Here is a 16,232-nt window from a genome sequence, read left to right as displayed (position 1 = left end):
GGCTATTTGCAAAAAAAGTTAGGCGATCGCTTTGTCACTGATATCCCGTCGATAGTATGCGCCTGCAAATTCGATTTTATCGACAGCAGTGTAAGCGAGGGCTTTAGCACTATTTATATTTTCGCCTATCGCCGTAACTCCTAAAACTCTACCGCCATCGGTAACTAAAGTTTGTCCGAATTTAGTCCCTGCATGAAATACTACTGCGCCTGTTGACTCGGCTGGAGAAATGCCTGTAATTTCTTTACCTTTGGGGTAATCTCCGGGATATCCAGCGGAAGACATAACGACACAAACGCAAGCACCTGATTTCCAGCGAATCGGCGGCATTTCGCCAAGTCGCTGTTCCACACAGGCTAACATTAATTCTTCTAAGGGAGTTTCCAGCAAGGGTAACACAGCTTGAGTTTCTGGGTCGCCAAAGCGACAGTTAAATTCTAGGACTTTTAATTCGCCTTGGGGAGAAATCATTAGTCCGGCGTAGAGTACGCCGCGATAGTCGATGTGGCGTTTTTGGAGAGTGGCGATCGCTCTTTCCAACACTTCTCGTTCTATCCTTTCCATAAGGGAAGGTGTCACCAAAGGCGCAGGCGCATAAGCACCCATTCCCCCAGTATTCGGCCCTGTATCTCCCTCCCCAATCCGTTTATGATCTTGAGCAGGGATTAAAGGGCGAATTGTCACCCCATCTGTCAAAGCTAAAACGGAAGCTTCCTCACCAACTAAACATTCTTCAATTACCAAAGTGATGGAAGAATCAGAACTTTTGCCGATACCTTCTTTAAAGATAGTAGTAATTGCTGTTTGTGCTTCTTCTACTGTTTGCGCGACTATTACGCCTTTTCCCGCTGCTAGTCCATCTGCTTTTACCACAATCGGTGCGCCTTGTTGGGTGACGTAAGCTTTCGCCGCTTCTGCATCGGTGAAAGTTGCAGACTTCGCTGTTGGGATTCCTGCTTCTTCCATTAAAGCTTTTGCCCAAGCTTTGGAAGCTTCGATTTGAGCACCTGCTTTGCTTGGGCCAAAAACGGGGATATTTTGAGATTGTAGAGCATCAGTAATTCCCAAAGCTAGGGGAACTTCGGGGCCAACAACGACTAAAGAAATGCTATTTTCTTGAGCAAAACTGCTAATTCCGGCAAAATCATCGACAGCTAACGGCACATTTTGGCATTTTTCCATTATCGCCGTTCCGCCATTCCCCGGAGCGACAAATACTTGTTCTACTTGTGGAGATTGTAAGAGTTTCCAAGCTAAGGCGTGTTCCCTTCCGCCGTTACCAACTACTAATATTTTCACTTTGTCCTCGCACTTATAAAGATAGATGCTAGTTTCGCTGTTTATAGGCGGCTAATAGTATAGACGATTTTGGATTTGGGATGAAAAAATTACCCCCCTGGAGTTATAGTTGGGGGGAGTGCGATCGTATCCATTGAATTCTCTTAATTATTTTCCGACAAGGTATCAGCCGCAAAATTTCCCGCCGCTGTCCTCACCAATTCCAAATCCAAGTTTAATCTTTCCGCGATTTGTTCAATACTTAACCCTAATTCCAACAACAAAGGTACTGTTTCCAATTTCCCTTCTAATTTCCCTTCCAATTTCCCTTCTTGTTTACCTTCCAATTTCCCTTCCTGTCTACCCTCCTGTTTACCTTCGGCTTTTGCTTCTTGATACAATCTGGTTTGTTTCAAGTCACTTAAACTAAACATAGCTTCTATCTCCTCGCGACTTAGGTTAGTAAATTTATAAATCAATACTGACTCTATTAATTCTATAACTTTCCGCCTGGTTGTTTCATCGTCTAGCTGTCTCTGCGCTAGTTCTAAAAGTCGCCTAGTGCGTACAACTGCTGACTCAGAATCTTCTACCACTAGCTGCACCATCCCAATTGGTAATGATGGTTCAGTTCTATTGATTAATTCATCTAAATATACAACAATTACTTGTTGATTTTGGACTAGTCCTTGGTAGTGAATTGGGATTCCTGGATCTAAATCACGATTAGCAAATATGGCGACTGCACACCAATTATTTCTAGGTCGATATTGTCCTAAGTAACCCAAGTTGCTAGTTATAAGATTAGTCTGATTCTTTGTACGTTGTTGGGCTTTAGCCCTCTTATGCCACGTTTCCTAAGAGGGCTAAAGCCCAACAACGTACCTTTATGTAAATAACTAGCAACTTGCGTTAAGTAGACAAAGATTTCGGTAAAGAACCGCCAATAAAAATCTGATCTTGGTTGAAACTGGACTTCGACAAAGTAAATAGGTTGCTCTGGCGAATTTTCATGAGGTATAAATAATCCATCTAATCGACGTGCCAGTTCTTTGACTTCTTGAGAAGAGAAGCTATAATTGTTGGCTAAGGATGGAGGTCGATCGATCAGTTCAAACAGTAAACTGGGAAAAGTCTGAAACATTTGATAGAAAATTGTATCTGTTCTCACAAGGAAAAGGCGCTCTTTTTAATGTAGTTAAACAACTGATTCGGCTTTATGCAAATTATACTATTCTTTAAATAGACATCTCCAAAAAACCTTGTAGAGACGTTATATATAACGTCTCTACAAGGTTTTCAGATCGAGAAGATTAACAGCGATGCTCTTTAGAGAGTACAATTTTAGGTGAGTCATAAATAATTTTAACATTATGAGGCACCCTACGACATATACTAGCAACTTGAGTTAGTATATGAAAACCCAGGAATCCTCACCGCCAACTAAACCCCAAAATAAAAGGAGAAGTCGAATTTGAGCAAAACACAATGGGAAAATAACTACTTTATAGCCAACCTATTTAACTGATAAACTCCTCCTTCTCTTACCTCTGCGCCCTCTGCGCCTGGAGCGGTTCAAAAAACTCTAAAACTTATAAATTTAAACATTGAACTCATCAAAAGGTTGATTTATTCTATATGACTTACTCCGCATCTACCCCAAATCCCAAAAAGAATAAAGTTCAAGAAGATGAAATTGCTAATGCTGATTACCGAGTAATCGATCGCGAAAAACTCAGCAAAATGTATCAGCATTATGTAGAAGTAAAAGATAAATATCCTCACTCATTATTATTGTATCGTGTCGGAGATTTCTTTGAAACTTTTTTCCAAGATGCGATCGTCATCGCTAGGGAATTAGAATTAGTTTTAACGAGTAAACATGGGGGTGAAGTTGGTAGAGTACCAATGACAGGGGTACCGCACCATGCTTGGGAACGCTACACAACTCAATTAGTAGAAAAAGGTTATGCGGTTGTAATTTGCGATCAAGTCGAAGATGCTGCTGATGCTGTAGGTTTAGTTAAGCGAGAAGTGACGCGAGTTCTTACGCCGGGAACTTTGTTAGAAGAGGGAATGTTAAAAGGGCGGCGAAATAATTATTTAGCAGCGGTTGTAATTGCTAATACGCATTGGGGTTTAGCTTATGCAGATATTTCAACAGGTGAATTTTTAACTATTCAATCGAGTAATTTAGAGCATTTATCTCAGGAATTAATGCGTTTACAACCTGCGGAAGTGCTGATTCCAACTAATGCGCCTGATTTAGGTAGTTTACTACGTCCGGGAGAGAAATCTGAACATTTACCCGATGTATTACCGCCAAATTTTTGTTATGCTTTACGTCCGCAAATTCCCTTTACTTTGGGTGAGGCGAAACAGCGACTTTTGCAGAAATTTAAATTGCGATCGCTAGAAGGTTTAGGTTGCGAACATCTCCCTTTAGCGGTGCGTGCTGCTGGTGGTTTATTGCAATATTTAGAAGATACCCAAAAAAATAATCAAGTTCCGCTACAACCTTTACGTACTTATACTTTAACAGATTTTTTAATTCTCGATCATCAAAGTCGCCGCAATTTAGAAATTACGCAAACTGTGAGAGATGGGAGTTTTCATGGTTCTTTATTGTGGGCGATCGACAAAACTTGCACTACAATGGGTGGGCGTTCTTTGCGTCGTTGGTTATTGCAACCATTACTAGAGATTAAAGGAATTAGAGCCAGACAAGATACAATTCAAGAATTATATGAAAATGTTTCTTTACGCCATGAATTACGCCAATTATTACGGCAAATCTATGATTTAGAGAGATTAACAGGACGCGCAGGTTCGGGAACAGCTAGCGCCAGAGATTTAGTTGCTTTAGCTGATTCTTTAAAGCGCTTACCAGAGTTAGCTAAATTAGTAGAAAATGCCCGTTCTCCCTATTTAAGAGCTTTACAAAAAGTACCACCAGTTTTAGAACAATTAGCCCAAAGATTGCATAATCATTTAGTTGAATCTCCGCCAATTCATATTACCGAAGGTGGGTTAATTCGCCCAGGAATAAATGCTCAATTAGATGCCATGCGCCAAGAGGCGGAAGACGATCAAAAGTGGTTAGCGAATTTAGAAGCAACGGAAAGAACGAGAACTGGGATTTCTAATTTAAAAGTAGGTTATACCAAATCTTTTGGTTATTATATTAGCATTTCTCGTGCTAAAGCTGACCAAGTTCCTGATAATTATATTCGGAAACAAACTCTTACTAATGAAGAGAGATATATTACACCGGAATTGAAGGAAAGAGAGAATCGAATTCTCACGGCGCGAGAAGATTTAAATCGTTTGGAATATGATATTTTTGTTAGTTTGAGGGCGGAAGTTGCCCAAGAAGCTGAGTTAATTCGCAATATTTCTCGTGCTGTTGCTGCTGCTGATGTTTTGGGGGGTTTATCAGAGATAGCAGTAGCTAAAGATTATTGTCGTCCTAATATGATTGAAGGAAGAGAAGTTAATATTATTGATGGGCGACATCCAGTAGTTGAACAGTCTTTACCTTCGGGGTTTTTTGTCCCTAATTCTACTAAGTTAGGATTCACAAATGACGAAGGACAAATGACTAATAACAGCCCAGATTTAGTAATTTTAACAGGGCCAAATGCGAGTGGGAAGAGTTGTTATTTAAGGCAGGTGGGTTTAATTCAATTAATGGCGCAAGTTGGGAGTTTTGTGCCAGCTAAGGCGGCGACTTTGGGAATTTGCGATCGCATTTTCACCCGTGTCGGCGCAGTTGATGATTTAGCGACAGGTCAATCTACTTTTATGGTAGAAATGAATGAAACGGCAAATATTTTAAATCATGCTACGGCGAAATCTTTGGTTTTGTTAGATGAAATTGGGCGAGGTACAGCAACTTTTGATGGACTTTCTATTGCTTGGGCGGTAGCAGAATATTTAGCAACAGAGATTAAGGCAAGAACAATTTTTGCCACTCATTATCATGAATTAAACGAGTTAGCTTCGCTGTTACCAAATGTTGCAAATTATCAAGTAACGGTGAAAGAATTACCTGATAAAATAGTCTTTTTACATCAAGTGCAACCGGGCGGCGCAGATAAATCTTATGGCATAGAAGCAGGACGTTTGGCGGGTTTACCTCCAGTGGTAATTCAACGGGCAAAACAGGTGATGGGACAAATTGAAAAGCATAGTAAAATTGCTGTGGGTTTAAGGGAAGGTGTACAGACTGAACCTAATTCTGCTAAGAAGAAATCTAAGAAAAAAGCTATAGAAATTCCTTTCGCAGATGAGGAACCAGTTACTTTTGAAGAAAATTTTCCGTTTTGATCGGTTCGTTGTAACGACTTCAGTCGTTTTCTTGCGGAATGTACGACCCAAGTCGCTACTACGAACTTTTGATCGTCTCCTCTCCCAATCGCCTCAAAATTTGCAACACAAGATAAAGTTCATTACTTGGATTGAGCAACGAAAAAAGCCTAGAATTTGCATATTCCGCAGTGGGTTGGCGAGTCGCTTTCAAAAACAAAAACTCATTCCCATTCGTAATCATGCCAAACGTGGGTTGAGCCATCTGTGGGTTGCTCAACATATAAGCCAGTGCTTGAGGAATTGCCCTTGTCACTGCAAAATCACTTCGCTTCGACTCAATCACCAACAGCCACAAGCGATTTTTCAACACTAGCACATCAATCCGCCCCCGAATCACTTTGCCTTCATCCTCCAACTCCACATCGACACTAGTTTCTGTCTCAATCCGAAACGGTTTGTGATAAAAACCCGCTAAATCTAATAACGGAGCCAGCACTACCATCTTGACACTGTTTTCTAGCATTGGTGGATCTTCCATCAATTCCACAAAATTGGCTTTCACCCGATCTAACAAATGCTGTTCTACCTCACTCAAAGGTGGATTATCAGTAGACCACTCCCAGAAAAAGCTTTGATTTTGAGCCAGATGTAACCCAAATGCCTGTTTGAGTTCGCGAAGCGTCACTTCATTAGCCGGAATTGTTTGCACCATTTCACTTTATTTACCTATACTTACTTCTCACGTTGCTGACCATTTTAGACGGGGTTGGTAATCTTCTTTTCCAACAATTAAAACATTGCCATTTTCATCACAAATGCCAGCTTTACCTACTCCATGCACTGCAATTCTACCCCGACAAATTGTTCTACTATAATGTTCATGATGATGACCATGAAACATTTTATTTGCGCCAAGTGCTAAAGCTAAATCATCCAATTCTTTAAATCCGAAACGATGGGAAGATGGCGCTTCGTGGGTAACTAAAATATCTGCTTTTTGTTTCCAAAGTGCGACATATTCTTGCCAAAAAATAGTTACATGATGTTTGCGGGGTATACTATCACGCCAGCGTTGTCCTCTACCGCAAGTATGAAGTAAATCTTGGCGAGTGGGAAATCTGGGTTTTGCTGGAGGTCGCCAAATTTTTTCGCGAAAAACGCCGCCTAAACCAGCTATTCTTTTGCCATCTATTTCTACTACTCTGCCATGCAAATTACGATCGCCCAACTTAGACCCAAACAAGTTATCATACCAACTATCTTGATCGCCATCGTGATTACCGGGAATAAACCAAACTTCTGTTTTATCTATGATTTCGGCAAGTTCTTCATCAAGCGATCGTTCTAAATCACAATCACCTAACAACACCACAGCTTGTGGAGAGTAAGCTTTTACACCCCGAATAATTGGTTTAAAATCACCGTGAGGATCTCCAGCAAATAAAATCATTTCCCAAGAAACAGGCGACAGCGAACTACATAAGGCAGAAGGCAGAAGGTAAAAGCTATAAGGTAAGAACAGCAATAATTATTTTGGTGGTTACTATAGGAATCCTGTTTGAAATTTCCCAACATACTGAGATTTTAACTCGTATCCAACAAGGGTTTTAAAATAAAAGCCTTCAGAAATAAAACCGGATTCCTATATAAATACAAAAAACCAAATAATTAAAATAAATCTGCCATCCAAGGTACAGAACTAGCAAAAATTTGTGTGGCACTAGCAAGAGCTTTTTCAGTAGCTTCTAAAAAACCACTAAATTGTAATTGGTGGGCTGTATAAAGTCCCGTGTAAAGCGGTGAGAGTCCACGGATATTTAACCGTAAGTCACCTCTACCTCCTCTCGTTACTTCGCCACTTCCACCAGACACCCTGAGAATAAAGTTGCCATTATTACCAGTCAATAAATCATCTTGAACTGCTAAGTGTAACTCAGCTTCCACCCCGGCTGCATAACCACGTACCGAAAGTGCTTTCACTACATCAATTATCCGCAGCATCCAGATACTTGAATTTTTTACCTTGGCTGTTTGTTCTGGTAAAAATAATAGTAGTGGGTGAACAACTGAACCGCGCCAGGTGGCTGTTTGAATTTGAGAACGATGATCTGCGACAAATGTCCACAAACGTTTTGCTGCCGCTGTTGTCAAAGCTACCCAATCTAGAATTCCGAATTTGGATTCTTGACTATTTTGATAGAAAATAATATAGCCTTCTGGTTGGCTTTGGGCACCCACCAAGTAAGCATAAATTACTTCCTGTTCTCGCAGCGGGATAATTCCTTCCCAAAATTCTCTCGGCTGGATAATTCCTGACCAAATTGATTGGTGGCGATCCAGATAGCCATTTATTTTAATGGCTGATTGACAATAAATGTCAGAAAAAATTTCAGGATTAATTGGAGTTGCTGGTTGAATAGGAAGAGTGCGATCGCTTAACCCTATACTATTAGTCTGTATTTCATAAATACAAGCATTTCCCCCCTGTTCATAACCGACTTTTCGATACAATCTTTGAGTTGCCGGATAAAGTGCTGAAATAGGTACTTCCCTTTTGTGGAGTTCCTGAAGCGTCTGGGATAGCAACTCAAAAGCAACCCCCGTTCCCCGCTGTTCTGGTGGTACTCCCACCCCTGCTAGTCCCGCCATCGCTACACTTTTACCCCCAAACCATTGTCCCATCTGGTATATACCCAAACCACCAACTATTCGACTCCCTTCCCGAACTACCCGGAAGTTCTCTAAACCCAAGCGATGGAAGTATCTTTCCGTGTTGGTAAAAGCAAAGCATTGATTAAGAATAGCTGCTAGTTGCTTCGCCTCTTCTTCATGGGAGAGCAAACCAAATTCTAAGTGAGGTTTCATAAATTTCGTCCAGTAAAATGCAAAGAAATTGAAACAATCAATAGGCAAATTTTATGCTTCTCAACAATTGAACAATAAAAACGTTAAAGTTCATTACAGAAGTTACAGAAGGTAAAACTGTCGTGATACCTTCGTTCATGTTGACTTTCCGAACCAAGAGAGTTGAGATTAAAGCATGGAGAACACTTTGAACTTGCAATCACTTCCAGCCCGCCACAATACAGTTCGTGAAGACTTTAGCGAGTACGTAGCTCATCTCCAACTTCACATGGCTTTACAAGCGCGTAACTTAGTGCCAACTTTAACTGAAGCCGCCGACAGCCGAGAACAACTTTTGCATCAAACTCAAGCTGAGTTGGAAAAAATGATTTCCCGGCAAATGCGCTGACAGATATCTGTTTGTAGGTAGTAATACGGACAAGGTGCGATCGCCCAAAAATCAGATTCGGTTAATACCCAGATGACAAAACCAGCTACCTAACTTTACTAGATCATGGGAAAAACTTCACATATTTTTTACACACAGCACTGAAGAAAGCACTATAATAAGAAGTGTGAGACAGGGGGCTGTAATGGTTTCGACAGGTCGGCGAACGCTGTCTCGTGATACAGGTCGAGAGTGAGTCTTCTCTCGCTAATACCGGGCTCAAAAAAAAGTAAAGGCGAAAAACAACATCGTTCCTTTTGCTCGCGCAACAGTTGCTGTTGCTTAATAATCTCTAAAACAGGTTACGAGCATCTGTAAACCGACTCCGTTAAGGAATACAGAAACAACCCCAACGGATGCGCTAGTAAGTTGTCTCTGGTAGGCTTGCTAGCAAAGAACTCACCAGAGAATCCTATCGTCCGGGATAATGGACGATTCCCGCCTTGAGGATCAGATAGGCTAAACCTGTGAAGGAGCGGGAGGCAAATACCCGGTTTGGACAGCCGTTCAATTCGGCTCAGCTCCATTTTATACCGAAAGCGCTATACCGAAGCTATATGACCACCCTTTTTAGGGTGGTCTAAAGTTTTTATCTTAATGTTGCAAGTAGGGGTAATTCATTGGTAGGGGTAATTCATGAATTACCCCTACCAATGAATTACCCCTACGACGGTGAGAGTGTCAACAGCAATGGTTACAAAGGCTGAGGTTCTTGAGTTTCAGAATCATCCGGGGTAGTTTGTTGGGACTCATCCGAAGTTTCAGGTTGTTCAGTTCCACCGCTCTCAAAGGGAGGTTGACCAGAATCAACACTAGGGTCAGCTTCTTGAGTTTGTACAGGATCGGGCATAGCTTGAATGGTTTGGATTTTTTGCTGTACCCTTTGATAATTGTTGTTGTCGCCTTGTTGTTGAAATAGGGTAGCGGCTGTTTGTAAATCTTGGAGAGCACCGGATCGATCGTCCACTTCACTTCTGACCACACCCCGGTTATAGTAAGCAGAAGCTTCTTGGGGATCGATGCGGATAATTTCGCTTAAATCTTGAATAGCACCAGGACGATCGCCCAGACGACGACGAATAATGGCGCGGTTATTGTAAGCTGTGATTAAATTAGGAGCCAAACGTAGAGCTTCCGTTAAATCTGCGATCGCTCCTTCTCGATCGCCCAAAGCCGCCTTAGCCGAAGCTCGGTTATTATAGGCAGCCGGATCTTTAGGATCGAGACGTATATATTGCTCGTAATCTTGAAGCATTCCCTGACTATCTTTCAAAATTTGCCGAGCCAGACCTCGGTTAAAATAAGCCGAAGCATAGTTAGGAGCCAGAGCGATCGCTTGACTAAAATCTTCATTCGCTCCCTGATAATCCCCTTGATTATAACGAGCAACACCGCGATTGAAGTAGGTCAAGGCATCATTGGAACCCAAACTCACCGCTCTATTAAAGTCCTCAATCGCACCCTGCCTATTTCCTTGCTCAGAGCGCGTAACACCCCTAGCAGTGTAATCGTTAGCAGTTTGGGGATTACTTAACCGTTGTTGTGGATTATCAGTACTGGGGGCATTGTCAACTACCACACCATCGCTACTCCCGCCATTGTGCTCTAGCCACTGGCGAAAGGTATTGATCGGAATTGCCGAATTAAAGCCAGTTTTCACCACATTATCTGTCGCCCTGGGGCTGCGTCCGCCACTCTCTGTTGGTACCATCTCTTGCACCCTGGACAGATCGCCCAATCCGTGAATGCCAACCACTCGACCATCCACATCAAATACGGGCCCACCACTCATCCCACCCAGCGTCACAGCACTATAGCGCAGGGCATAGCCCCATTGAGCATTTCTGCGAACACTCGATACAGCACCTCTGGTGAACTCAAAATCTCGCTCGGCACCCAATCTCTGATTTTCGTAGATGCCTTGCACTGGATAGCCAAATACAAAAACGTCGGCTCCTTCGGTTGTTTGGTCAGAATTTCCCAAAGTGGCTACGGAATAATCTGCTGTGCTAGTAAAAGTAAATACAGCTAAGTCAGGTTCATTCTGGTTGTTTAAGTTTCCCAGAGCTTGAAAATTTGCCGCTGAATAGCTTTGACCATCGTAGGTGCGAACGGTGGGCGAAGAACCTACTTGATTCTTGACATGATTGCAGGTCAGCACCGTGTAAGTGTTACCCTGTTTGCTAATGATCACGCCAGAACCACTACCTCTGCCGTCACTCGACTGATTAACCTGGACTGTAACTAATTTCGCAAACTGGGCAATATCTTGAGGAGTTTTAGCAGCCAGGGCTGCGGATTGGTAAATTACCAGTGCGGCAACAGTTGCTGTTCCTGCTAGCAAGCCAGGAATTGAATCCATACGAGAAAAACCTAGACTCATAAATAACTCCTGAGTGGAATTTAAAGATATAAGATCGAGAATTATTTACCTGATCGCTTGTTGAAACCGAGTCACCGGGATTGCCCAACTCAGGCTTTCCATCTCCCGGAAAAGTTCTTCAGATGGGAGGCTACCATCGGCAAATATAAAAACATTAATACCTTTGAAAGGGTATTTTGCTCGTCCGTTAATCCCCATCAGCCGACCGTACCGATCTAACACTGGGCCACCGCTCATCCCCTCCTCAATGTCGTTGGTATAGCCGAGTTGATAACCCTCTTGTAGAGATTTGTCCGGTAGCATTCCCACCTTACCACTCGTCAATCGAAAAGCTTTTGTTCCCCAATGACGAGTTTCCTCGATCGCATCCGAGTTAATCCAGTGCCAATTGGGAAAACCTGCCGCATAAACTGGGTCGCCAACTGCTAGAGTTTTCCAGTCTGCTATTACTGCCACTTGATAAACCCGCTGGCTCTGAAACTGCACCAAAGCTAAATCTAGATTGGGGAAATTTGCAGAAGGCAGCCAGCGTCCAGAGTGTGTTTGCCCATCGGCAGTCAAAATACTGTAGGGATGATCCTTGTTGTCAGCCAAGACATGATCGTTAGTCACAACAGTATAGGTTTGTCCTGTGCGATCGACAATCACCCCCGATCCCATACCGCGATCGCTAACAATTCTCACACTCACCTGTTGAGCAATAGCTGGCACTGACAGCTTCACCTGTGGAGGAGTGGAAAGATTTTGAGTTACGATACTCGAACTATAAATTGGTTGACTCTCAGAGTTCGGCATAGATTGCAGCTTCGATGGTGGTAATAGTCCACTCAACAAGGGAGCCGCCAATAGCGATAAACAACTCACGAGAATTGCTCGTAAACCCAACATTATTTTCCACTCTTCACGATTTCAGTAATTTTTCCCTAATTATCTATCGGATCACAATGGGCCGGAAGAATCTTCGGTTTGAGATTCGGAGTCATTACTTGGATTCTCCACAGGGCTGTTTTCTTCGCTAGCGCCAGACTCAAAATTCGTTGGTTCTGAGGTGTTCTCTTCATCACCACCGCCAGACTCAAAACTACCAGCAGCAAAAGCATTATCTACTGCTTCTTGCAAGCTGACTTGAGTTTCTCCTTCGCCGCCGCTTTCAAAATTTCCGCCTTGGTTGTCTCCACCGCCGCTTTCAAAAACACCCGGACTTCCTGTACGACCGCTACCAAAACGCACCAACTTGGCTAAAACATCTCCTGCACTTGCCGCATTCCTGGGATTGACTAGGGTAAATAGTACGTTACCAGAATTACAACGTTCGGCACTGTTGACAAAACAAATTACCGTTTGACCATTTACACGCCCGCTAGTCAGGAGTAAGCGAGACAAATCACCACCATTCTGGGCTACGGCTCTGGTTAGTCGAGTGGAAACTTGTTGGCAACGTTCTTGCTGTGAAAATTCTCCTACTGCGGTTCTCCAAGTAATCATTGGGCCTGTTCTTCTGGTGCCTTTTTGGGCGATCGTCACCCATTCATTTCCTTGACGAATGCAGCGGAAGACTGTCGCGGCATTCGATGCCGGACGACTTGTGGTAGAGCGATTTGTGGCAGGGCGAGTCGTTGCCGGACGAGTTGTTGCCGGACGACTTGGTGCGGGTGAATTGTCGCTTCCACCACTTTCAAACTGAGCTCGTGCTGGAGATGGAAATATAGCAGCACTTGATAAAGCAATGGTAGCCAGCAAAACTGGAATAGAATACTTAATTTTCATCTTCAATCCTTTATATTCTGAACTTTAAAATGACAATCACAGCGCTGTATGAGTACAGCGCAAACATTTCAACTCTTGCCAAAGTCAATAGTAGATGTTGAGAAAATGTAAAACTTTGCAACTTTTTCAAGCTAAGCAAAGTTTCAGATCAGCCCCTCACCCTTTACCGTTATTTTTGCCAGCAGTCCAGGGAAAAGTTTAAAAACTGTAACCACACCAGGTAAAATCTATCTTTTCAGATATGCAATTGTTTAACTAGTTCTATTATGTAAGATTCTAGACTGAATGAATAGAGTAAACTTTTCAGCTAAATCAAATCTTCATAAAAGTTTTATTCTCCCAGGAAAATTCGTTTTGCTGCTTTAGAGGAAAGTCTGTTCTCAGTACTTTCACTGAAAAAATTGCTCAGTCTGGCTCTAGAACAAATACTATCTCCCAAGAAACTATTAAGATATCGTCACTTGCCACAGAACTGAGGTAAAAATAACCTTAATGAGATTCAAGAGGTTCTGCTCAAGATGCAGCCAATACGGACATTTAACGTTACACCTTCTTTACCGCCGCGCTTAGAACCCTTGCGGCAGTTAGCTTATAACCTGCACTGGGATTGGAACGTCGATACTAAAGATTTATTTCGTCGTTTAGACCGAGATTTGTGGGAATCTAGCCGCCACAACCCAGTTTTAATGCTTGGTACAATTTCCCAAAGTCGATTGCAGGAAGTAGCAGAAGATGAAGGCTTTATTGCCCAAATGGAAAGGGCGGCTCAACAATTAGAAGATTACCACCATCGCTTAACTTGGTATCACAAAAACCGCAAATTAAGTGCTGGGTCAAAAGTGTCTGCTATTGCGGAGGATTCTGAATCTTTACCTCATGGCTACCAATCTTTACCCTCTGACCAAACCGAGTGCTACGCTTACTTTTCTATGGAATTTGGGTTAACAGATTGCTTACCCATTTATTCGGGTGGTTTAGGCGTTTTAGCAGGAGATCATTTAAAATCTGCCAGTGATTTAGGATTACCTTTAGTTGGTGTTGGTTTACTTTATCAAGAAGGTTATTTTAGCCAATTTCTTAATGCTGATGGTTGGCAAACAGAACATTATCCAATCAACGATTTTTACAATATGCCTTTGCATCTGGAACGCCATCCAGATGGTTCAGAAATTCACATAGAAGTAGATTATCCGGGGCGAAAAGTTTATGCGCGGATTTGGCGGGTGCAAGTAGGAACTGTACCCTTGTATTTGCTGGATACTAATATTGATGCCAACGCTAGTAAGTACGATCACGATATCACTGACAGATTATATGGCGGTGATATTGATATGCGGATTCACCAAGAAATGATGTTAGGAATTGGTGGGGTGCGTGCTTTAACGGCTTTGGGATTAAAACCAAGTGCTTTCCATAAGAATGAAGGACACTCTGCCTTTTTATCATTGGAACGGATTCGGGTTTTAATTCAAGAACAAGGTTTAAATTTTGCTCAAGCAAAACAGGTAGTTGCTGCTAGTAGCATTTTTACTACACATACTCCTGTACCAGCAGGAATTGACTTATTTCCTCCTGATAAAATCCTTTATTACCTGGGTTACTACGCAGAAATATTCGGTTTACAAAAAGAAGAATTTTTGGCTTTAGGAAGGGAAAATACTGGTGATTTAAGTGCGCCATTTAGTATGGCAATTTTGGCAATTAAAATGGCATCTTTTGTGAATGGGGTTGCCAAATTGCATGGTGTAGTTTCACGGGAAATGTTTAAAGGTTTATGGCCTAGTTTACCTGTGGAAGAAGTACCAATTACATCAATTACTAATGGTGTTCATGCCCGTAGTTGTGTTTCTCCGGTGATGCAGGGTTTGTACGATCGCTATTTAGGCCCACGTTGGGAAAGGGCATCAAGCGGCGATACTTTGTGGGATAAAGTAACAGCAATACCTGATGAAGAATTATGGCGATATCACGAACGTTGTCGCGCCGAACTAATCGTATTTGTTCGGGAAAGATTAGTCAAGAAATTTCGAGAAAGGGGTGCTTCAGTAGACCAAATTTCCCAAGCAGCAGAAGTTCTCGATCCGAGTGTTTTAACTATTGGGTTTGCCCGGAGATTTGCTACTTATAAACGGGCGACTTTGTGGATGCGAGATATGGAACGCATCAAGCGAATTATGTTAGCAAATAAATCGCGGAGATTGCAATTTGTTATTGCCGGAAAAGCACACCCCCAAGATATTCCGGGTAAAGAGTTAATTAAAGCAATTAACCATATAATTGGAGAAGAAAATTTGAATCGGAATGTGGTGTTTATTCCCGATTACGATTTAAATGTTGCCCGACACATGATTGCAGGTTGCGATGTGTGGTTAAATACTCCTAGAAGACCAAGAGAAGCTTCGGGTACTAGTGGGATGAAAGCTTCGATGAATGGTCTTTTAAACCTCAGTGTTTTGGACGGTTGGTGGGATGAAGCTGATTATGTCCGCACTGGTTGGCCCATTGGTCATGGAGAAGATTATGACGATCCAAATTATCAAGATGATGTGGAAGCAAATGCACTTTATGATTGCATTGAAAAAGAGGTAGTACCGCTATTTTATCATCGCGATGCTGAAGGTACTCCTCGCGGTTGGGTAAGCAAAATGAAAAATGCAATTCGCATCAATTGTCCTTATTTTAATACGGCAAGAATGGTGCGAGAATATGCTTCTAGGGCTTATTTTGCGGCTAGCGATCGCTACTTTACCATGACTTCGGAAAACTACGATCCTGCTAAAGAATTAGCTAACTGGAAAAACAAAATGTTTGACCAGTGGTACAACATGAAAATTGAAAGCGTTGATGTTTCTGAAGGAGAACAGATTCAAATCAATCAAACAGTTCATGTGAAAGCGAGAATTAATTTAGCAGGAATTAGTTCCGATCATGTGCGCGTAGAACTGTACACTGGACTGTTAAATGCGAACGGAGATATTGTCAACGGAACGCCAACAGTAATGGATTACCAAGGTGCTGATCCCAATGGAATTGGCATTTACACTGGCAATATTACCTACACTTCTAGCGGTTTGCAAGGAATGTCTTTGCGGGTTTTACCCAAACATGAATATCTTAGCAATCCTTATGATTTGGGATTGATTCTTTGGGCACAATAAACCCCACCCCCAACCCCCTCCCCTTGTACGGGGAGGGGGCTAA

10 protein-coding genes, 1 other RNA gene and 1 pseudogene are annotated in these 16,232 nt (G+C 42.3%); 4 read left to right on the top strand and 8 right to left on the bottom strand.

Features of this window, described 5'->3' with window-relative positions; translation table 11 throughout:
- Positions 1-18: 18 nt before the first annotated feature.
- Together purD and ACE1CC_RS36845 are read right to left on the bottom strand one after the other, a co-directional pair.
- Positions 19-1,299 (bottom strand): phosphoribosylamine--glycine ligase, encoded by a 1,281-nt coding sequence (gene purD / locus ACE1CC_RS16290; protein WP_413271482.1) that lies wholly within the window; start codon positions 1,297-1,299, stop codon positions 19-21.
- 143 nt (positions 1,300-1,442) lie between these two features.
- Positions 1,443-2,422: pseudogene (locus tag ACE1CC_RS36845) on the bottom strand (Rpn family recombination-promoting nuclease/putative transposase).
- 494 nt (positions 2,423-2,916) lie between these two features.
- On the opposite strand from ACE1CC_RS36845, the gene mutS reads away from it, so the two are divergent.
- Positions 2,917-5,607 (top strand): DNA mismatch repair protein MutS, encoded by a 2,691-nt coding sequence (gene mutS, locus ACE1CC_RS16275; RefSeq protein ID WP_413271479.1) that lies wholly within the window; start codon positions 2,917-2,919, stop codon positions 5,605-5,607.
- Positions 5,608-5,665: 58 nt separating this feature from the next.
- On the opposite strand, the gene ACE1CC_RS16270 is transcribed toward mutS, so the two are convergent.
- From ACE1CC_RS16270 to ACE1CC_RS16260, 3 genes are all read right to left on the bottom strand, one after another.
- Positions 5,666-6,301 (bottom strand): type I restriction endonuclease, encoded by a 636-nt coding sequence (locus ACE1CC_RS16270; protein WP_413271478.1) that lies wholly within the window; start codon positions 6,299-6,301, stop codon positions 5,666-5,668.
- 27 nt (positions 6,302-6,328) lie between these two features.
- A complete protein-coding gene (locus ACE1CC_RS16265) occupies positions 6,329-7,039 on the bottom strand; it encodes a metallophosphoesterase family protein (protein WP_413271477.1) in 711 nt (236 codons plus the stop codon).
- Positions 7,040-7,257: 218 nt separating this feature from the next.
- Positions 7,258-8,454: a GNAT family N-acetyltransferase gene (locus tag ACE1CC_RS16260; RefSeq protein ID WP_413271476.1), complete on the bottom strand. Its 1,197-nt coding sequence runs from the start codon at positions 8,452-8,454 to the stop codon at positions 7,258-7,260.
- 175 nt (positions 8,455-8,629) lie between these two features.
- On the opposite strand from ACE1CC_RS16260, the gene ACE1CC_RS16255 reads away from it, so the two are divergent.
- On the top strand, positions 8,630-8,842 hold the full coding sequence (locus tag ACE1CC_RS16255) for a hypothetical protein (RefSeq protein WP_413271475.1): 213 nt from the start codon (positions 8,630-8,632) through the stop codon (positions 8,840-8,842).
- A 175-nt stretch (positions 8,843-9,017) separates the two neighbouring features.
- Positions 9,018-9,410, top strand: a transfer-messenger RNA (tmRNA) gene (gene ssrA, locus ACE1CC_RS16250).
- A gap of 165 nt (positions 9,411-9,575) precedes the next feature.
- Here ssrA and ACE1CC_RS16245 read toward each other — a convergent pair.
- Genes ACE1CC_RS16245 through ACE1CC_RS16235 form a run of 3 tightly spaced genes read right to left on the bottom strand, consistent with a single transcriptional unit; the run spans position 9,576 to position 13,031 of the window.
- On the bottom strand, positions 9,576-11,264 hold the full coding sequence (locus tag ACE1CC_RS16245) for a tetratricopeptide repeat-containing S1 family peptidase (RefSeq protein WP_413271474.1): 1,689 nt from the start codon (positions 11,262-11,264) through the stop codon (positions 9,576-9,578).
- Positions 11,265-11,309: 45 nt separating this feature from the next.
- Positions 11,310-12,152, bottom strand: a complete 843-nt coding sequence (locus ACE1CC_RS16240) for a S1 family peptidase (protein WP_413271473.1) — start codon at positions 12,150-12,152, stop codon at positions 11,310-11,312.
- Positions 12,153-12,203: 51 nt separating this feature from the next.
- On the bottom strand, positions 12,204-13,031 hold the full coding sequence (locus ACE1CC_RS16235) for a COP23 domain-containing protein (RefSeq protein WP_413271472.1): 828 nt from the start codon (positions 13,029-13,031) through the stop codon (positions 12,204-12,206).
- A 518-nt stretch (positions 13,032-13,549) separates the two neighbouring features.
- On the opposite strand from ACE1CC_RS16235, the gene glgP reads away from it, so the two are divergent.
- Positions 13,550-16,189, top strand: a complete 2,640-nt coding sequence (gene glgP / locus ACE1CC_RS16230) for an alpha-glucan family phosphorylase (protein WP_413271471.1) — start codon at positions 13,550-13,552, stop codon at positions 16,187-16,189.
- Positions 16,190-16,232: the final 43 nt, after the last annotated feature.

This window comes from Floridaenema aerugineum BLCC-F46, assembly GCF_041929345.1.
GTDB lineage: Bacteria > Cyanobacteriota > Cyanobacteriia > Cyanobacteriales > Aerosakkonemataceae > Floridanema > Floridanema aerugineum.
This window is presented reverse-complemented; position numbering and strand designations above follow the sequence as displayed.